This window comes from Kribbella sp. NPDC003557 (assembly GCF_040610805.1).
Lineage (GTDB): Bacteria > Actinomycetota > Actinomycetes > Propionibacteriales > Kribbellaceae > Kribbella.
On the sequence record NZ_JBEXMY010000001.1, the window covers coordinates 90875 to 110130 of the forward strand.

The 19256-nt window shown below is 70.3% G+C and carries 16 protein-coding genes; 5 read left to right on the forward strand and 11 right to left on the reverse strand.

Translation table 11 applies throughout. The features are described from left to right. Nucleotides 1-59 precede the first annotated feature (59 nt). Nucleotides 60-1277 (forward strand): ROK family protein, encoded by a 1218-nt coding sequence (locus tag ABZW60_RS00405; protein WP_355472469.1) that lies wholly within the window; start codon nt 60-62, stop codon nt 1275-1277. Here the strand turns inward: ABZW60_RS00405 and ABZW60_RS00410 are convergent. Genes ABZW60_RS00410 through ABZW60_RS00450 form a run of 9 tightly spaced genes read right to left on the reverse strand, consistent with a single transcriptional unit; the run spans nt 1274 to nt 12541 of the window. Further along, complete coding sequence (locus tag ABZW60_RS00410; RefSeq protein ID WP_355472471.1) at nt 1274-3256, reverse strand: hypothetical protein; 1983 nt, start codon at nt 3254-3256, stop codon at nt 1274-1276. The genes ABZW60_RS00405 and ABZW60_RS00410 overlap by 4 nt on opposite strands. A 17-nt stretch (nt 3257-3273) precedes the next feature. Then, on the reverse strand, nt 3274-4872 hold the full coding sequence (locus ABZW60_RS00415; RefSeq protein WP_355472472.1) for an arylsulfatase: 1599 nt from the start codon (nt 4870-4872) through the stop codon (nt 3274-3276). A gap of 30 nt (nt 4873-4902) precedes the next feature. Next, a complete protein-coding gene (locus tag ABZW60_RS00420; protein WP_355472474.1) occupies nt 4903-5637 on the reverse strand; it encodes an SDR family oxidoreductase in 735 nt (244 codons plus the stop codon). Beyond that, nucleotides 5634-6467 carry a carbohydrate ABC transporter permease gene (locus ABZW60_RS00425; RefSeq protein ID WP_355472476.1) on the reverse strand — a complete coding sequence of 278 codons (834 nt, stop codon included), beginning with the start codon at nt 6465-6467 and terminating at the stop codon, nt 5634-5636. The genes ABZW60_RS00420 and ABZW60_RS00425 overlap by 4 nt, the downstream gene beginning before the upstream one ends. Next, entirely contained in the window at nt 6457-7377 is a 921-nt protein-coding gene (locus ABZW60_RS00430) for a sugar ABC transporter permease (protein WP_355472478.1), read from the reverse strand. The genes ABZW60_RS00425 and ABZW60_RS00430 overlap by 11 nt, the downstream gene beginning before the upstream one ends. After that, on the reverse strand, nt 7346-8509 hold the full coding sequence (locus tag ABZW60_RS00435) for an enolase C-terminal domain-like protein (protein WP_355472480.1): 1164 nt from the start codon (nt 8507-8509) through the stop codon (nt 7346-7348). The genes ABZW60_RS00430 and ABZW60_RS00435 overlap by 32 nt, the downstream gene beginning before the upstream one ends. Then, a complete protein-coding gene (locus ABZW60_RS00440; protein WP_355472481.1) occupies nt 8506-9732 on the reverse strand; it encodes an ROK family protein in 1227 nt (408 codons plus the stop codon). The genes ABZW60_RS00435 and ABZW60_RS00440 overlap by 4 nt, the downstream gene beginning before the upstream one ends. Beyond that, a complete protein-coding gene (locus ABZW60_RS00445; RefSeq protein ID WP_355472483.1) occupies nt 9729-11048 on the reverse strand; it encodes an extracellular solute-binding protein in 1320 nt (439 codons plus the stop codon). Before ABZW60_RS00445 ends, ABZW60_RS00440 begins: the two co-directional genes overlap by 4 nt. Next, nucleotides 11045-12541: a sulfatase-like hydrolase/transferase gene (locus tag ABZW60_RS00450; RefSeq protein ID WP_355472485.1), complete on the reverse strand. Its 1497-nt coding sequence runs from the start codon at nt 12539-12541 to the stop codon at nt 11045-11047. The genes ABZW60_RS00445 and ABZW60_RS00450 overlap by 4 nt, the downstream gene beginning before the upstream one ends. Before the next feature lie 229 nt (nt 12542-12770). Between ABZW60_RS00450 and ABZW60_RS00455 the strand changes: the two genes are divergently transcribed. From ABZW60_RS00455 to ABZW60_RS00465, 3 genes are all read left to right on the forward strand, one after another. Then, nucleotides 12771-13673, forward strand: coding sequence for a LysR substrate-binding domain-containing protein (locus tag ABZW60_RS00455; protein WP_355472487.1), 903 nt, complete (start codon nt 12771-12773; stop codon nt 13671-13673). A gap of 24 nt (nt 13674-13697) precedes the next feature. Continuing rightward, nucleotides 13698-14798 (forward strand): enolase C-terminal domain-like protein, encoded by a 1101-nt coding sequence (locus ABZW60_RS00460; protein WP_355472489.1) that lies wholly within the window; start codon nt 13698-13700, stop codon nt 14796-14798. A gap of 81 nt (nt 14799-14879) precedes the next feature. Continuing rightward, on the forward strand, nt 14880-15395 hold the full coding sequence (locus tag ABZW60_RS00465; RefSeq protein ID WP_355472491.1) for a hypothetical protein: 516 nt from the start codon (nt 14880-14882) through the stop codon (nt 15393-15395). Here the strand turns inward: ABZW60_RS00465 and ABZW60_RS00470 are convergent. Both ABZW60_RS00470 and ABZW60_RS00475 read right to left on the reverse strand, forming a co-directional pair. Then, on the reverse strand, nt 15385-15876 hold the full coding sequence (locus ABZW60_RS00470) for a hypothetical protein (protein ID WP_355472493.1): 492 nt from the start codon (nt 15874-15876) through the stop codon (nt 15385-15387). The two genes, ABZW60_RS00465 and ABZW60_RS00470, sit on opposite strands and share 11 nt — an antisense overlap. Beyond that, nucleotides 15873-18320, reverse strand: coding sequence for a nitrate reductase (locus tag ABZW60_RS00475; protein ID WP_355472495.1), 2448 nt, complete (start codon nt 18318-18320; stop codon nt 15873-15875). Before ABZW60_RS00475 ends, ABZW60_RS00470 begins: the two co-directional genes overlap by 4 nt. Before the next feature lie 200 nt (nt 18321-18520). On the opposite strand from ABZW60_RS00475, the gene ABZW60_RS00480 reads away from it, so the two are divergent. Further along, nucleotides 18521-19246, forward strand: coding sequence for a sigma-70 family RNA polymerase sigma factor (locus ABZW60_RS00480; protein WP_355472497.1), 726 nt, complete (start codon nt 18521-18523; stop codon nt 19244-19246). The last annotated feature ends 10 nt before the right edge of the window (nt 19247-19256 follow it).

Consider the following 19256-nt stretch of genomic DNA (forward strand, 5'->3'; position numbering starts at 1 on the left):
CCGGTGTCAACGGGGCGGTCAGTTGGACCGGGCCCGTCTGCGGTGTTACAACCGAGGGCATGACGGAGCCCACGGGCAAGTCGCGCTCGACCCAGCTGGGTGACCTGCGGCAACAGAACTACTCGACGATCATGCGCGAGCTGATGCGGTCCGGTCCGACCGCGCGCACCGACCTCGCCACGACCATCGGGATGTCCACCGGTTCGGTGACCAGGCTGACCGGCGCCCTGGTCCGGGCCGGTCTGCTCGCCGAGGTCGCGGAGCCGGCGCAGCGCGGCAAGGGCCGCCCGAAGGTCCCGGTCGCGATCGACGGATCGACGTACGGCGTGGTCGGCGTGCACTTCGGGCTGTACCGGGTCAACACCTGCGTGATCGACCTGCGCGGGCAACTCGTCGCCGAGCTGCACACCACCGAACGCACCACGCGTCTCGACGCGCTCGTCCGCAGCGCCGCTCGTTCGGTGCGCAAGCTGGTCGACGGCAGCGGGCTGACGATCCTCGGCGTCGGAGCGAGCACCGGCGGCTGGGTGGACAGCTCGATCGGTCGTGTGGTGAACCAGCCGATCCTGAGCTGGCAGAACGTGCCGCTGGCCAAGGCCCTCCAGGACGCCGCCGGGCTGCCGGTGCTGATCGACTCGCAGGTCCGGGCGCTCGCGCTGGCCGAGCACTGGTTCGGCGCCGCGGCCGGGGTGGACGACTTCATCCACCTGTTCGTCGGCAACGTCGTCGGCGCCGGGTTCGTCTTCAACGGCTCGCCGTACCGCGGGGCGCACTCGGCCGCGGGTGGGCTCGACCATCTGCCGGTCCCCGGCCGGGCAGGCGAGGCGTGCGTCTGCGGCAGCCGGAACTGCTTCGCCGTCGTCGGCGGGGACCTCGAGGTCGCCCGCCGGGCCCGCGCGGCCGGTCTGATCGGCGACGACGACGAGGTGTACGACGTGTTCAGGCTCGCGGCGTCCGGCGACGCCCGGGCCCGGCGACTGCTCCAGGAGCGGGCCGCGCTGGTCGGCAAGGCGACCGCGACCCTGATCGAGATCCTCGATCCCGAGCTGGTCGTGATCGGCGGCGGGATCAGCGCGCCGGTCGACCACGTGTCGGTGCTCGGCGACTCCGCCCTGAAGGAGCTCGAGGTCGCTCGCGGCGGCAATACCGCGGTGCGGATCGTGCCGAGTGCGTTCGGCCCGCACGCGTTGGGCATCGCCGCCGGAGCGATCATGCTGGACGCGGTCTACCGCTCCCCCGAGGCCTTCGTCCCGGCACTCACCGCACCCGTCGCCTAGTACGTCAACTCGATCAGGCTTGCCGAGTGCGGCGGCAGTTCGGCGTCGACCGTCCTGCCCTTCGGAGCAAGGGTTCTCGTCGTCGGCTGGACCGGCTGCGCCTGGTCGTTGTTGTACGCCGTGATGTCTTCGTCGGTCACCGTCGTCTGCCGGGCAGACCTCGCCGCGCCGGCATCGACCGTGATCGGCACGGTCTTGTCGAGACTTCGGTTGACCACCAGCAACCGTGCTCCTTCCTTCGTGCGCGTCGCGGCTGCCACGACGGCCGTGTAGTTCTGACCGGCAAGCACCGGGTTGCCGGTCACCGTCACCTTCCGCGGCGCCGCGCCGATCATGCCGGCGGCGAGCGTCAGCGACATCGAGCGCCCGGTGATCCCGAAGCCCGGTGGTGAGGCCAGGATGTTGCCCCAGTCCCGTTTCGCCGGGTCGGCGTTCGGCCCGCCGTTGAGGTTCGAGTTGATCGACAGCCGGACGCCGTTGGCGATCTGGCCGATCAGCATGGTCGTCTCGTACACGTTGTGCATCTGCATCGCCGCGAAGTTGTTCGGCGTACTCACGCCGGTCGGGCCGTTCCGGCTGATCGTTCCGTACTCCGTGACGGTCAGCACCGGCCGCTCGCGCGCGTCCGGGAAGTGCTGCGCGATCCGCCGTCGGAGGTCCGCGAGCTCGTCGGTCGGCACATCGCTGGCGTTCATCAGCTGCTGGTAGAGCTCCGTGGAGTCGAAGGCGCCGTCGGCGTCACCGCCCGCCTGGTCGGTGTAGGAGTGGATCCCGACACAGTCGTACGGACGGTTGCCCATGGCATCGACGAACTCGGGCTTGCCCCACCCGGCGCAGACCGTGATCGCCGGATCGACCGCCTTCATCGCGCGGACGAAGTCGAGGAAACCGTCCTGCCGGCCGGTGGTGTACTCGATGCCGAGCCCGGCCCCCGCCGCCGGGATCGCGCCGTGCGTCCCGTCCCCGAACGTGATCGTGCCGTCGGCCTTCCCGATCTCATAGACCTGGTCGGCCGGACCGCTCCCCGCCAGCGAGTCGACGCGCGTCCACCGCACGCCACCCACGGTCAGCACCGGCTCCGCGATCGGTCCGGACGCGGGCGTCGCGTCCGCGGGCAGAGCGATCGGGTTGTAGCGCGTGCGGTACGTCTGATGCGCGGTGCCCGTACCTGTCTTACGGTTGACCAGGTCGCAGCCGCTGAACAGTCCGTCGTCGTCCTGGTACGTCGTCGACGCCGCCGTCTGCCGGCTCCACCCACCCTCGATGAACTGCGTGACCCGGGTCTGCAGGTCCTGGTCGCGCCAGTACCGCTGCCCGTCGAGGAACGGCTCGTTGCCGTACTCCCAGACCTTGATGCCGTACGGCGCCGCATGCCCGTTCGCCGCGCGCACCTCGGCCCAGTCGACGCCTCCTGCGGGGTTGGTCGCCGTACCGTCGCTCGGCGAGTTCATGTACTCGACGTAGTCCGCCGCGTCCTGCGCGGTCTGGTTGATCGACGGGACCATCACCATCGTGGTCGCGCCGATCGCCGAGACCAGCTTCTCCTCCTCGTCCGGGCCGAAGCCGTTGCGGGCGCCGGCCAGGTTGCCGAAGCGGACGGCCGCGAACCCGCCCGAGGTCTGGCAGCCACGCCGGGCGAGCGGACCGATCGCCTTCTTGAAGTCGAAGAAGTTCGCCACCGTTCCGCCCGGATAGCGGATCAGCTTCAGCCTGGCGGCCTCGGCCGCGGCGGTGAAGCCGGCCGCCGGGCCGTGCGTCGCGGGATCCCAGGCGCCCAACTCGTCGTCGATCCAGCGGGCGTTGGCGCCGAAGATCTCCGGGGCGATCTTCGGCGCCGGAACACCGTCGGCCATCACGAGCGGCGCATTGTCGACGCGAATGCCGACCCGGTCGTCCGGCCGCGCCCCGGCCGATGCCGCTCCTGGTGTCAGTCCGGCCGCGACCAGCGCGATCGCGATCGCCGCAGTTCTCTTCCGCATGGTCGTACCTCCTGGAATCAGGCGGGCTGGTTCGGCATCGTGGCGCGGGCCGCGAGGACGTCGGCGTACGGGATCACGCCGGCTTCGTCGGCCCAGCGCTGCCAGCGGTTCGACAACTCCTGCACGCGGTCCGGCTGGTCAGCGGCCAGGTCGGTGCTCTCGCTGCGATCGGTGGCGAGGTCGTACAGCTCCCACGGGCCTTCGAACTCCCGGACGAGCTTCCAGCGGCCGGAGCGGATCGCCGCGTTGCCGATGTGCTCCCAGAACAGGTCGTGCTCCACCGGCGCGCCGCCGCGCAGCAGGTCGAGCATGCTCACGCCCGGCAGCGCCGGGATCGGCTCACCGCCACGCCGGTCCGTCCGCGGTACGTCGGTTGCCTCGAGCAACGTCGGCGCGATGTCGGTCAGCTGGTGCGGTGCGTCGAGGACGCCGCCGGTCAGGCCGCCCGCGGGCCAGGACACGATCAGCGGCGTCGCGATACCGCCCTCGTGCACCCAGCGCTTGTACAGGCGGAACGGCGTGTTGGACAGATTCGCCCACGCCTGGCCGTAGCTCGTGTACGTGTCGGCGGTACCGGGCCGGATGTCGGGCGAGTTGCCGACCTTCATCGGCGTACCGTCGGGGGCGCTCGGCGGGATGATCAGGTGGTGCCGCCGGAACTGGGCCGCGCCCTCGGGATCGCTGCGCAGTTCCTCCGCGCAGCCGCCGTTGTCGGACAGGAACACCACCATCGTGTTCTCCCGCTGACCGGTCTCGTCGAGCGCCTCGAGGATCGTCCCGACCGCGCGGTCCATGGCCCGGACCTGGGCGGCGTACGCCTCCATCCGTTCGAGCTGCCACTTCTGCTCCGGCTCGTCCGCCCACGCGGGAACGGCCGGATCGCGGCGGTCGAGCGTCGCGTCCGCCGCGCAGATCCCGGCGTCCACCTGGCGTTGCCGGCGGCGCGTGCGCAGGACGTCCCAACCTTCGTCGAACAGGCCGCGGGTCTCGGCCAGGTCCGACTCCTTCGCGTGCAGTGGCCAGTGCGGCGCGGTGAAGGCGACGTACCCGAAGAACGGCTGCTCACCGTCCGCCGCGTCCCGGATCGCCGTCGCGGCATGCGCACCGATCTCGTCGGTGTAGTAGAAGTCCGGCCCGAGATCGGACAGCGGTACGGGCGTCTCGCCGTCGTGCAGCGTCGTGGTCTGGAAGTAGCTCCCGGCCCCGCTGATGGTTCCCCAGAAGCGCTCGAAGCCCCGTCGCGTCGGCCAGCTGTCCGCGGGCTGCTCGCGCTCGTTGGACAGATGCCACTTGCCGGTCATGTGCGTGTGGTAGCCGGCCGCCCGGAACGTCTCGGCGAGCGTCGCGCAGCGCTGGGTCAGGCTGCCGGGGTACCCGCCGGGGCCGTCGTTGTTCACCAGTTCGGCGACGCCGGTCTGGTGCGGGTGGAGCCCGGTCAGCAGCGACGCGCGGGAGGGACTGCAGCGGGCGGTGTTGTAGAAGTTCGTCAGCCGCGCCCCGTGCTCGCCGAGGCCGTCGATGTTCGGCGTGCCGATCTCGCCGCCGTAGCAGCCGATGTCGGAGTACCCCATGTCGTCGACCAGGATGATCAGGACGTTCGGTCGCGCAGTTCCCATGAAACCCCTCGTTCTTCCGTCGTTGTGCGTTCAGGCCCAGCTCGGCAGCAGCGCGAGCAGGCCGCCGTCGACCGGCAGGGCGACGCCGGTGACCGCTCGCGAGTCCGGGCCGAGGAGGAAGGCCACCACGTGCGCCACGTCCTCGGCGGTGACGAACCGGCGCAGCGGATGGTTGGCCAGCAGCTCCTCCGCTCGCGCCCGATCGGACCAGCGGTCCTTGTTCCGGGACACCGGGACGAAGCCCGGAAGTACTGCGTTGCAACGCACCCCGCGCGGGCCCCACTCGACGGCGCTCGCGCGGACCAGCGCGTCCAGCGCCGCCTTGCCGACCGCGTAGGCCGCCATCCCGGGGCCGGCGCGCTGCGCGTGCACGCTCGACAGGTGGACGATCGACAGCTCGTCCGATGCCACCCCGACCACCGCCGTACTCCAAGCCCAGGCCGCGGCGACCTGGACGTCGAACACGCTCGTCAGGGCTGCCGGCTCGAGGTCCTCGAGTCGTCCGCGCTGCTCGGCCAGCGTTGCCGTCACCAGACCGCTCGGCGTACCGAGACTCGTCGCGACGGCGAGCGCCTGCCGGATCACACTCTCGTCCCGTACGTCGCCGGCCACCCACTCGATCGAGCCCGGATCCAGGCCGGCCGGCCGTTCGACGAGATCGACCCCGACCACCGCCCAGCCGTGCTTCGCGAGTGTCGTGGCGACCGCGGAGCCGATCCCGCCACCCGCACCGGTGACCAGCGCGACCTGCCGGCCCGTGCTCATCCCTTCAGTCCTGACGTCGCGACACCGTCGACGATCTTGCGCTGGAAGGTGACGAACAGGACGAGCGGCGGCACCAGCGCAAGGGTGCTCATGGCAAGCATCGGGCCCCACGACGAGTCGCCCGTCGAGTCGAGGAACTGGCGCAGCCCGAGCGGGACGGTGAACAACTGGACGTCGTTGAGGTAGATGAGCTGCTTGAAGAAGTCGTTGTAGGTCCAGATGAAGGTGAAGATGACCGTGGTCACCAGCGCGGGCCGCAGCAGCGGGAACACGATGTAGCGGTAGGTCTTCCACGGCGAGCAGCCGTCCAGCCGCGCGGCCTCGTCCAGCTCCCGCGGCAGCGACCGGATGAACTGCACCATCAGCAGCACGAAGAACGCGTCGACGGCGAAGAAGTGCGGCACGAACAACGGGTAGAACGTGTTCACCCAGCCCAGCTTGTTGAACAAGATGTACTGCGGGACCAGCGTGACGTGGGTCGGCAGCATCAGCGTCACCAGCATCGTCGCGTAGGCGATCCGGCGGCCGATGAAGTTCAGCCGTGCGAACGCGTACGCGGCCAGGCTGCAGGAGATGACGTTGCCGATGATCGCGGCCACCGAGATGAACAGCGAGTTCTCGATGAAGATGCTGAAGGCGGTCGACACCCCCTTCCAGCCCTCGGCGTAGTTCGACGGCTCGAAGTGCCGCGGGACCAGGCCGGGCTGGGAGAAGATCTCGTCGGTCGGCTTGAAGGAGCTCGCCACCATCCACACCAGCGGATAGAGCATGACGAGCGTGACGACGATCAGTGCGAAGTGCGCGAGCAGCCGCTTCGGTTCAGTTCTCATAGTGCACCCAGAACTTGCTGAAGAAGAAGTTGACCGCCACCACGGCGCCGGCCAGCAGCACCAGCATCCAGGCCATCGCCGCGGCGTAGCCCATGTCGAAGTTCACGAATCCCTCCTGGTAGAGGTACAGGGAGTAGAAGAGCGTCGAGTCGGCCGGGCCGCCCGAGCCGTCGCTGATGATGAACGCCGGTGCGAACGCCTGGAACGACCGGATCAGCTGCAGCGTGAGGTTGAAGAACAGGATCGGGCTCAGCAGCGGCATCGTGATGCTCCAGAACTGCCGGCCCCGGCTCGCGCCGTCGACCTGCGCGGCCTCGTAGAACTCGCGCGGGATCTGCCGCAGGCCGGCCAGGAAGATCACCATCGGGGCGCCGAACTGCCACACCTCGAGGGCGATCAAGGTGCCCAGCGCGGTGTGCGGTTCGGAGATCCAGGACGGGCCGTGGATCCCGACGAGCGCCAGGATCTGGTTGACCAGGCCGTCGCCGTTGAACACCTTGCGCCACAGCACCGCGATCGCGACGCTGCCGCCGAACAGCGACGGCAGGTAGATCGCCGACCGGTAGAAGTCCAGGCCGCGCAGCCCGCGGTTGAGCACGACCGCGACCGCGAGCGCGAAGCACAGGCTCAGCGGCGTACCGACGACGACGTAGATCGCGGTCACCTTGAGGGACTGGACGAACAGCGGGTCCTCGCCGAGCATCCGGCGGAAGTTGCCGCCGCCGATCCACTTCGGCGCCGACAGCAGGTCGTACTTGGTGAACGCGAGGTACAGCGACATCAGCATCGGGCCGGCGGTGAAGGCCAGGAAGCCGATCAGCCACGGCGCCAGGAAGGCCAGCGCCCAGCCGTTCTGGTACCGGGTCCGGCGTCTGCGATCACCGCGGATCGACGGATACGTGATCGCCACGGATCACTCCTTTCCTGCTCGGGTCCTGCTCGGGCTCCTGCTCGGGATCGAGGTGTGGGAGGCCGCCGATGCCCGGTCCGGCCGGCCGGAGGGTCCCGTCGGCGACGGCCTCGGGCGGTTCCAGGAGGCCGGCGCGATCGGCCTCGCCGCGGGCGAGCTCGAGCCACGTCGCCGGACCGCCGAGCGCGGCGAGCTGCGCGGCGTGCGCGGTGCCCACCGGGCCGCTCGGGTTGTGGAAGGTCAGCTGCGTACCGGCGACCGCCTCCGCGATCCGCGCGACACCTGGCGGGCCGCCCGCGTGCTTGGGGTCGACCAGCCAGTACCGGAACGCACCGTCGGCGCATGCCGCGGCCGCCGTCTCCGGGCTCCAGATGTGCTCGCCCGTGGCCAACGGGAGTCCAGCGGCCGCTGCGCGCTCGATGGCAGATCGATCGCCCACGGGAACGAGGTCCTCGACCCAGTACAGCCCGAGCGGCGCCAGCTCCCGGACGACGGCCGGCAGCAGATCGGCCGGCACCAGGTGGTGACAGTCCACCATCAGGTGCACGTCGCGCGGAAGCACGTCCCGCACCCGTCCGACCAGCGACAGGCCCTCCGCGATCAGCCGGCTGCCCGACAGACCGGCGGCGTGGTTGTCCAGGAACGGCGCCACCTTCACCGCCCGGTATCCGTCGCCCGCCGCCCGGAGCGCTTCGGCCACGATCGTGTCCGGGCCGTCCGCGCCGAACGTGCGATTGAGATTCGCGTACAGCCGCACGGGCCGCGGCTCGCCGAGACCCAGTGACGCCGACAACGCCCGGCCTTCGAGCCGTGCGAGCAGATCCGCGAAGGCGGCCTCGTACCCGCCGAGAACCGTCGACCACAAGAAGGCGTCCTGCGCAGCTCTCATCGCGCCGAGCCGGCGACGCAGCTCGGTCCTTGCCTGCTGCAACGATCGTCCGACGACAGCGGAGTGCACCGATCGAGCAGCCGTCAGGAGCGTGCCGGGCGGTGCCCCGTCGGACAGTTCGCCGACGCCGCGGACGCCGTCGGCCTGCACCTCGACCATCACCCAGGTGCTGCGTCGCGAGGCGCGGTGCGACCAGACCCGGGCGGCGTCGACGGACGTGTCGGAGTCGATCAAGCCGGTCACCCGTACCGCAGCTCGAGCAGACCGGGCACGAACTCCGACGGCGCGGTGTAGATCCGGTCGAGGATCACACTGGCCGCCGACACCGCCACACCATCGGTGCCGAAGGCACTCAACCGCACCACCGAGTCCACGTCGACCGGACGCTTGTCGCGCAGGTACGCGCGGGCGCCGCGCCGGACCGCGGTCAGGTACTCCGGCGCGTCCACGACACCGCCGCTGACGACGACCAGCGCCGGATCGAGCATGTCGACGAGCGCGCCGGCCGCCGTACCGACAAGTTCCGCGCGGGCGATCAGCAGCTCGTCGGCCCGGACATCGTCGTTCCTGGCACGCTGGATCAGGTGCTCCAGCGTGCCACGATTGCTGATCAAACCGGCGCTGCGGGCTCGGGCCAGGACGGCCAGGTCACTCGCCGCTACGTGCAGACAGTCGTGGCGTCCACAACTGCAGAGTTCGTCGGCCGGTGTGCCGACCGACAGATGATCGACACTGCCTGCGGCGGCCCGTGACCCGCGGAACACCCGGCCGCCGAGAACGAAACCCGCGCCGACCACGTTGCCCACGAACAGGCTGACCAGATCGTCGACCTCCTGGGCGCCGCCGAACCAGCGTTCGGCCATCGCCAGCGAGCGGAAGCTGGAGTCCACCTCGGCGGGCAATCCCAGCCCGCTCGACAGCGCGTCACGCAGCGGTACGTCGTGCCAGCGCAGGACCCGGTGGTCACGAACCAGCCCGGCCTCGCGGTCGACCCAGCCGCCGGTGCTCGCGCCGATCCCCAGGACCCGCCCCGGTGTCCGGGCGATCAGCTCCCGGATGCCCTCGACGGCTTGGGCGACCAGCGGCCCGAATCCGCGCCGTCGGTGCGGTAGCCGGCTCTCGGCGAGCAGCCGGCCGCGCAGGTCGAGCAGGCACGCCGTCGTACGCCGCAGCCCGAAGTGGACGCCGGCCACTCTGAACGACCGGTCGTCGATCACCATCGGCGTCCGGGGACGTCCCGGCACGCCGTGCTCCTGCTCGGCGGGGAGTTCGCGCAGGACACCCGCCGAGCAGAGCAGGCTGGTGAGCCGCGTGACCGTGCCGGTGGCCATGCCGGTGAGACTCGACAGTTCCGACCGCGCGATCGGGCCACGCTGCATCGCCGTCCGCAGGATCGCCGAGCAGTTCCGCTCCCGCAGGTCGTACTGCTGGGCGGAGCGCAGGACCCCCACGGCGACAGCGGTCACTTGAGTGCGGCCTGCGCATCGGAGAAGAACTTCGTCACGGCCTGCGCGACCGTGCTCTTCCCGAAACCCACGACCTGGTTGACGTTCGGCAGCGAGGTCTGCAGGAGCTTGCTGGCGCCGGGCGGGTACATCTGCAGCGCTGCCGGTCCCTGCGACGCGACGAGGGCGTAGTTGTCCAGCACCAGCTTGTTCAGCCCGGTCGCGGACGTGCTGACCGTCTTGCGGATGTCCTCCGGGATCGGCACGCCGCGGGCCAGCCCCATCGCGGTCGCGGCCTCGGGGTTGCTGGTCAGGAACTTCAACATCGAGACGGCGCCCTCGATGTTCTTCGACTTCGGCGAGATCGCGAACCAGCCGGCCGGGATGATGTTGGTGCCGGGCTGCGAGCCCGCGCCGCCGGACGGGAAGGTGCCGAGGCTCAACGCGTCCTTCGTCAGGCTCTGCATCGACGGCAGCCCGCGGGACGTCGCCGTCCCGGTGTACGCCGCCTTGCCGACCGTCACCGGGTCGTTCTGGAATCCGGTCGCGGCCGCCGTCACGGCCATCGGGACGGCGGATCCGTTGCCGCGCAGGTCCTGCCACAGCTGCAGCCACGCGGCCAGGTCGTCCTCGCCGAAGCCCAGCGCGCTGCCGTCCCCGAACAGCGCCTTGCCCCTGCCACGCAGGAAGGATTCCAGGGCGATCGGGCTGCCGCCGAGGTCCGCCGTACCGGCGAGCTTGTGACCGCTCTTGCCCCAGACCTCACCCATCGTCGACTTGTACTGGTCGAGGGTCCAGTCGGTGCCCGGCGCCGCGAGGCCGAGAGCCTTCAGCTTGGTCGTGTTGACGATGATCGCCGGCTGGGTCGCGGCACCGAGCAGCGCGAAGTAGTACTTGCCGTCCGCCTTGGTCGTGGTGGCCACGTAGTCGGGCATCGAGTCGAGCCCGAGGTCGTCCTTGTACTGGTCCAGCGGCTGTACGGCCTGCCGCTTGATGTACTCCATCAGGTACGGCAGGTGGATCTGGAACACGTCCGGCGGGTTGCCGCCGGCCACCCGGGTCGCGAGCTTGTCGTAGTAGCCGGAGAAGCCGGAGTACTGCGGGTTGACCTTCGAGGCGCCCTCGGACTTCTGGTAAAGGTCGAGCGCCGCGATCAGCTTCTTGTTCTGATCGCCCTCGCCCCAGAACATGAACTCCAGCGTCGAACTGGACCCGCCGCCCGACGACGAGCCGCCGAGGCCGCGCGAACACGAGGACAGCGCCGCGGCGCCGGCCGCCGCCGCTCCGAACTGCAGGAGCGTCCGGCGGGAGACCTGGGGACCTGGGAACGACGTCATGATGTGCCTTTCGCTGTCGATGCGAGTGGGGCGCGGACCAGCGCCGCGGCGGCCGGCAGCACGTCGGCCACCTCGTCCGCGACCAGTCCGGCCAGCCGGGCGACCACCGGTGCCGCCTCGGGTGTTGCCGCGATGTTGCGTTGCTCGTGGGGATCGTCGACCAGGTCGTAGAGCTCGGCCTCGTCATGGGACCGGAAGACGTAGCGATGACCGGCCGTCCGGACGGAGACGTTGAGGCTGTCTCTCGGCCACTGCCAGTCCCGTGCGTGGAACGGCGAGCCGTCACCGCCCGGGTGCCCGTCGTGCAGCATCGTCTCGGCCGTCACGTAGTCACGGATCGGCGCGGCCGACGCATCGCCGAGCATGCCGGCGAAGGAGCGGCCGTCGTGCTCCTCGTGCCAGGGCACGCCGGCCACCTCGCACAAGGTCGGGCCGATGTCGCACAGCGAGACGAAGTTGGCGTTCCTGGACTGCCGGCCGTCGGGATGACGGACGATCAGCGGGACGCGGAGGTCTTCCTCGTAGTGCAGCCAGTGGCCCTTCTCCATCAGCCGGTGCGCGCCCATCATGTCGCCGTGGTCCGAGGTGAACACCACCACCGTCCGGTCCCACTCCCCCGCGTCCTCCAGGTACTGCCGGATCCGCCCGAGCTGGGCGTCGACGAGCGCGCAGAGACCGAGGTAGTGGCTGGTGACCTCGATCCAGTCCTGTTCGGAGAGGTGCTCGAAGTCCCGCGCGAAGTGCGACTCCCGCACCTCACGCGGTGTGCTCGCGGTGCCGCCGGCCCAGCTCTCCGGCAGCCGCACCTGGTCGCGATCGATGATCCGGTCGTACGGACTCGGGACCGACATCGGGAAGTGCGGCGCGTTGAACGAGCACACGGCCAGCCAGGGCGTGTCCGCCGGGCGCTGCTCGAGGCTGTCGAGGAACCGGTCGCACTGCCACGTCTCGAGGTAGGCGTCGAGCGGAAGACTCGACGTCGCGTACGGCCGCTCGGCCAGGGCGGCGAGGTCCCGCGCGGTCAGGTTCTCGATGTGCTTCGCGTCGAAGGTGTAGCCCTGACCGGCGGCCCACGTCCGGTACTCCTCGATGTAGCGGCCACGGTCCTGCCCGTTCAGTACGGCGGGAATCGCGCTGCTGCTCGCCCAGCCCATCCGGTCGGGCGTCGTCCCGGGCACGTGCCATTTCCCGTTGTAGTGCGTGTAGTACCCGGCGTCGGCGAACGACCGGGCGAACCCGGCCGAGCGCAGCCGCGGCTCGATCGGGCGCCAGTTCCCGAGTACGCCATGGTGCCGCGGCATCAGCCCGGTCCACAGACTCGTCCGGGCCGGGCAGCACAGCGGGAACGGCGTGTAGCAGGCGTCGAACACGGTCGACTCACCCGCCAGTTCGTCGAGCCACGGGGTCCGCGCGGCCGGGTTGCCGGTGCAGCCCATCGTGTTCCAGCTCTGCTCGTCGGCCATCACGACCAGCACGTTCACGGGGCGCGTCACGCTGTCGGTCACCTGCTTCCGATCGCTCTCAACCCATTTACTTCAAGCTGAAGTTAATTGGGCGCCCAGAGGCTGTCAACCGCCTGCAGCCTATTAACTTCAAGCGGAAGCAAATGTCTGGCGCTACCGGAGCGGCTCAGGCCTACCCACCTGATTGATAATCTGCTGTTATGAATCAGGCGGTATTTGGTCTTTGTGTCGGGAAAACCTCCCGATCTAGCGTGAAGGCATGACGATGGATCTCAAGCAGCTGCGGTACTTCGACGCCGTGGCCGAGACCTGTCATTTCAGCCAGGCCGCCGAGCGGTTGCACGTCGCCCAGCCGGCGCTGTCCCAGGCGATCCGTCGTCTGGAGGCCGAGCTAGGCGTCCTGCTGTTCACCCGCACGACCCGGCAGGTCCAGCTCACGCCGGCCGGCGAGTTCTTCCACCGTGAGACCCGGCGCATCCTCGGGGACCTCGAGGCGAGCGTGCTCGGCGCGCAGAGCATCGCCCACGGCCGCCGCGGCCTGCTGCGGGTCGGGTTCACCGGGACCAGCGCGTTCACCCAGCTCGCCCGCCTGTCCCGGATGGTCCGCGCGGCCCTGCCCGGCGTCGTCCTCGAGGTGCAGGCCGACCTGCTCACGCCGGCCCAGGTCGAGCGGCTGCTCGACGGCCGCCTCGACCTCGGCGTACTGCGTGGGCCGGTCGTCGAGCCCGGCATCGAGACCCGGACGCTGACGCGCGAGCCGCTGGTCGTCGCGCTCCCCGCCGACCACCGCCTGGTCCCGGAGCCGGCCCTGGACGTCGTCGACCTCGCCGCCGAGGAGTTCGTCGGGTACGCCGACGCGCGGTCGGCCGTCAACGAGGCCGTCGTCGCCACCTGCCGGCGGGCGGGATTCTCGCCTACCGTGACGCATCGGGCACCCGGCACAGCCGCCCTTCTCGCGCTGGTCGCGGCCAACCTCGGTGTCGCGCTCGTGCCGGAGTCCGTGCGCAGCATGCAGCTCACCGGCGTGGTGTTCCGCGACGTCCTGGACCCGACCACCATCGACCTCTCCCTGGCCTGGCCCGCCGGCCACGCCTCGCCCCTGGTCTCCGCGGCGCTCGACGTGCTCGAACGCGAAGGCTTCTACGACCTGAACCCGGCCTGAGCCGCCCTGACCCCGAGGACAGCCATGAAGATCACCGCCATCGACGCGATCCCGTTCCGCATCCCGTACCGCAAGCCGCTGCGCTTCGCCAGCGGCGAGATTCACGTCGCCGAGCACGTCCTGGTCCGGGTGCACACCGACGACGGTGTGGTGGGCGTCGCCGAGGCGCCGCCGCGCCCGTTCACGTACGGCGAGACCCAGCGCGGCGTGATCGCGGTGATCGAGACGATCTTCGCGCCCCAGGTGGTGGGACTCGCGCTCACCGACCGCGAACGGACGGCCGCGCTGCTCGGGCGCACGGTCGGCAACCCGACCGCCAAGGCCGCGATCGACATGGCGGTCTGGGACGCCCTGGGCCGCACCCTCGACCTGCCCGTGTCGGAGCTGCTCGGCGGCTACACCGACCGGATGCGTGTCTCGCACATGCTCGGCTTCGACGAGCCGGCCGCGATGGTCGAGGAGGCCACCCGGATGCGCGAGGTGCACGGCATCACGACGTTCAAGGTCAAGGTCGGCCGCCGCCCGGCCGCGCTCGACGTCGCCGTCGTCCGCGCGCTGCGCGAAGGCCTCGGCCCGGACATCGTGCTGTACGTCGACGGCAACCGCGGCTGGACGCCGTCGGAGTCGGCGCGCGCCATGCGGCAGATGGCCGACCTCGACCTGGCCTTCGCCGAGGAGCTGAGCCCTGCCGACGACGTCCTCGGGCGGCGCTGGCTGGTCGGGCAACTCGACGTACCGTTCATCGCCGACGAGTCCGCCACCACGCCCGCGGAGGTGACCCGGGAGGTCCTCGGCGGCTCGGCCACCGCGATCTCGGTCAAGACCGCGCGGACCGGCTTCACCGGATCCCAGCGGGTCCTGCACCTCGCCGAGGGCCTCGGGCTGGAAGTTGTCATGGGCAACCAGATCGACGGGCAGCTCGGCTCGATCTGCAGCGTCGCGTTCGGCGCCGCCCACCAGCGCAGCAGCCTGCACGCCGGCGAACTCTCGAACTTCCTCGACATGAGCGACGACCTGCTCACCGAACCGCTGCGGATCGAGAACGGCGAACTCGCGCTCCGGCCGGGCCCCGGCCTCGGCGTCGACATCGACGAGGACAAGCTTCGCCGCTACCGCACCGACTGAACAGGTCGACAGGCTCGCGCGTCGCATCCTCGACGCCGTAGACCGCCTACGGGTGGGTACAGGGTGGGCGAGGTGGTGCAGATGTACGACGTGTTGGTGCTGGTCGAAGAAGAGATCAGCGCGGCGGATGCCAAGGTGCTGGTGGAGTTGTACGCCGGTACGGCGGACCCGGTGAAGTTCCACGTGCTGGTTCCGTGCGAGAACGCGAAAGCCCAGGTCGAGGCCTCCCTGACCGGGCTCGCCGGGTCCGACCTGTTCGGGATGCCGAGCCAGCGGTACGCGTTCCGGCCCGACGAGGACGTCCGGCGGGCCGCGGACGACGCGCAGCGAGCGGTCGACGCCCAGGCGACCGCGGCCCTCGATCGCAGCCTCGGGCGTTTGCGGTCCTACGACCGGGACGCGGACGGCATCATCACCCACCGGCACCCGGTCGACGAGCTCGTCGACTACATCCCGCGCGTGCACGGGCAGGAGGTCGTCGTCCTCACCCGCCCGCACGTCATCGCCGAACTCCTCCACGTCGACTGGTCCGCCCAGGCCCGCCGCCACCTCGGCGTACCGGTCCTGCACGTCCTCGAACAGCAACCTACGGAGTGACCATGATCTGCGCGGCGTTCGCCTTCAGCGAGGCGTTCGCCCAGCGCAGCTGACGCAGCGTCTGCGGATGGCAGGTCCTGGTCAGCTCGAGCAGCTCGTTGTCCTTCAGCGCCTGTGCGGTCTGGGCCAGGACCTCCCAGTCGAGCGACACACCGGCGGCCTTGCGGTGGATCTCCCGCAGATCCCTGAGCAGCAGCAACGCCGCGTCGTGCTGCCCGCCGAGCAGCTCCGCGCCCATATGCCGAGCGGCCGCCAGCAGACCCGCTTCCTCGTGCGGCTCCGGGTCCAGCCGGACGTCGTAGTTCTCACCGTGTTTCGCGAGTGCCCGGACGTGGTCCTGGGACCAGACCGCGAGATCCCGGCCGAGATAGAAGATGTCGTGGTCCGGCTTGTGCCGGCTCGAAGCGTGCAACAGCTCCGCCGCCAGATCGCTCTCGGCACGATGCAGCTCACGCAGCGCCAGGCCCACCTTGTTCGTCATCGATCGCTTCCCTCCGCGGTCAGGTCGTCCACGACGACCGCGTCCGCGCCGCCGCGCGTGGGCGGAACCCGGCCGGTGACAGGCCTCGACGCCGTCGTGGTCGGCGCCGGGGACGGCCCGTCACCGACGGCGATCCGCTCGGCCCGGGCCGCCGCGCACTTGAACAACGGTTGCTTCGAGCACGGATCCCAGTCGGTGACGGTCAGTTCGTTCGCCGCCCGCCCGGTGTGTCCGTCCGCCAGATCCCAGTCCCCGTAGTGGAACGGCAGGAACAGCGTGGACGGCCGGATGCCGCTGATCCGCAGCCGGGCCTGCACCTGTCCGCGCGCCGTGGAGATCCGGAGCAGGTCGCCCTCGTCCCATCCGTTCAGCTCCGCGTCGTACGCCGACAGCTCCACCCAGACGTCCGGCGCTGCGTCACGCAACTGCGGAACGCGGCCCGTCTTCGTCCGGGTGTGGAAGTGGTACAGCGTCCGCCCGGTGGTCAGCAGGTACGGGTACTCCGGCGACGCCGGCTCGTGCGGACGCAGGTACTCCGCGGCCTTCAGGACCGCCTTGCCGGACGGATTCATCGCCTGGTACTCGACCGGGTCCAACGGCGCGCCCGTGACCAGATCCTTGCCGTAGCTCTCGCAGTACGACGGGGAGCTCCAGAACTCACCGTCGACGTAGATCCGCTCGGTCCCGTCCGGACGGTCCTCGGTGCACGGCCACTGGATCCCGCTCCCGCCCCGCAGCTTCGCGTAGCTCAGCCCGCTGTAGTCGCATGGACGTCCCGCGCTGCACGCCTTCCACCCCTCGAACGCGCCCTCGGCGTCCGACCACTTCACCAGCGGCTGTCCGTCCTTGTCCCGCAGGTCGAGCCGGTGCGCGTAGTCGATGAAGATGTCCAGGTCCGCACGCGCCGTGCCCGGCGGCTCGACCGCCTTCTCGGACAGGTGCACCGTCCGGTCGGCGTTGGTGAACGTCCCCGTCTTCTCGCCCCACGTCGCGGCCGGCAGCACCACGTCGGCCAGCCGCGCGGTCTCGGACAGGAAGATGTCCTGGACGACGAGGAACAGCCGCTCCTGCGTGAGGATGTCGCGGATCCGGCGCAGCTCGGGCAACGAGACCGCGGGATTGGTCCCACTGACGTAGAGGAATCGGATCGAGCCGTCCTCGACGTACCGCAGCATCTGCATCAGGTGCGTCGGCTCGGAGTAGTGCGGAATCTGCTCCGGCTCGATGTTCCAGACCCGGGCCAGGTCGGCGACCTGCTCGTCGTTCGCCCAGTTCCGGAAGCCCGGCAGGTCGCCGTCCGCGCCGCACTCGCGGGTGTTCTCCGCCGTCGGCTGGCCGTTCATCTGCAGGATCCCGCAGCCCGGCCGGCCGAGCATTCCGCGGATCAGGTTGACGTTGTTGACCTGGACGGCGGCCGCGGTCGCCTGATGGGACTGGTAGAACCCTTGCAGGACGGTCGACAGCAGGCGCTCCGCCGTACCGAGCAGGCGGGCCGCGTCGCGGATGTCACCGGGCGCCACGTCGCAGATCCCGGCGGCCCATCGCGGATCGCAGTCCGCGACCTGCTTCGCGAGTTCGTCGTACCCGACCGTGTTCCGGTCGACGTAGTCGCGGTCGATCCAGTCGTTGGCGATGATCTCGTGCAGCAGTGCGTTCATCAGCGCGACGTTCGTCCCGGGCTTCGGCGCCAGATGGATCGTCGCGGCGTCGGCCACCGGCGTCCGGCGCGGATCCACGCACAGCACCCGCGGCGGGTTCGGGCCGGCGAGCCGGTCGAGGATCCGGGTCCACAGCACCGTCTGGGTCTCCGCCATGTTGTGCCCGTACAGTGCGATGACGTCGGCGTGATCGATATCGGTGTACGAGCCGGGCTGGCCGTCACACGCGAACGACTCCTTCAGCGCGGCCGCCGCGGTCGCCGTACACAGCCTGGTGTTGCCGTCCAGGTGGTTGGTGCCGATGCCGCCGTGGCCGATCAGGGCGAGCGTGTAGTACTCCTCCAGGAACAGCTGGCCGGTCGTGTAGAAGCCGACCGAGCTCGGACCGCGTTCGGCGAGCAGTTCCTTCGTGCGCCCGGCGACGGCTGCCATCGCGGTGTCCCAGTCGGTCCCCACGAGCTGCCCGTCGCGGCGGATCAACGGCGTCGTCAGCCGATCGGGCGAGTGGTTGGCCTGGTAGCCGAACAGGTCCTTCGGCCCGAGCCGGCCGTGGTTCACCCGGTCGGCGGCCCGCCCCCGGACGCCGACGATCCGGCCGTCCTTCACCGCGATGTCGAGGCCGTCGCCGTTGGAGTGCAGGATCGTTGCCGACTGCACCCAGTCGTCGACGTCCGCCGGCTCCAGTCCGTCGTCCAGGCGCAGATCGACCCGCTGCGGCCAGTCCTCCCCCCGCCCGTACGGCGTCCGTGTCCCCCAAGGCTCCGCGATCCGGTCGATCCGTCCCATCTCCGGCCGGTGCCCCCGGGTGCCGACGGCAAACCGGCGGCCGGTGCCGGGTTCAGGTGCGCGTGCGCGGGTACCCGGAGGGAGTCCTGGTCGCGGTACAACCCGCTGCCGCAGCCCACCGGGACGGACACGGACAGGGCCCACACATGGCACCGAGCAGTCCAGTCACAGTTTCCTCGCGTCGTACCGAATCCCGCCGGTTGGAGCAGTTGCTCCGGAACGCACACGCCGCGCGGGGACGACGGCGGGACGACCTCCTCGACGAAGCCGTCGTCGCCGGCCTCCCGCTGGCCCGGACGCTGGCCCGGCGGTTCCGCGGCCGCGGAGTGGACGCCGAGGATCTCGAGCAGATCGCCGTCGAGCACCTGATCAGGGCCGTGCGCAACTACCAGCCGAGCGACGGCTCGGACTTCCGGTCGTACGCCGTGCCGACGATCCGCGGCGGGATCCGGCACCACTTCCGGGACAACGCGTGGGCGATCAAACTCCCGCGCCGGCTGCAGGAGGTCCAGGCCCGGGTGAACAGCGTCCAGACCGCGCTGGCGGTCGACCTCGGGCACTGGCCGACGTACGCCGAACTCGCGGAGGCGACCGGCATCGACGCCGCCGAGATCCGGGCGGCGGAGCAGGCGCGGGGCTGTTTCCAGCCGACCTCGTTGGACGCCGAGCGGGCGTCGGAGGGCAGCTGGAACCTCGGTGGGCAGATCGCCGACCCGCGCAACACCTACGAGCTGGTCGACCAGGTGCATTCGCTGTGGCCGGTGGTCAACGAACTGCCCGAGCGCGATCGGCTGATCCTGCGCAGGCGTTTCGTCGACCACCTGACCCAGGCGGAGATCGGCGCCGAACTCGGTGTCAGCCAGATGCAGGTCTCCCGGCGCCTCCGCACGATCATGGGCCGCCTGCAACTAGCACTGTCGGCCTAGCAGCCTCCCG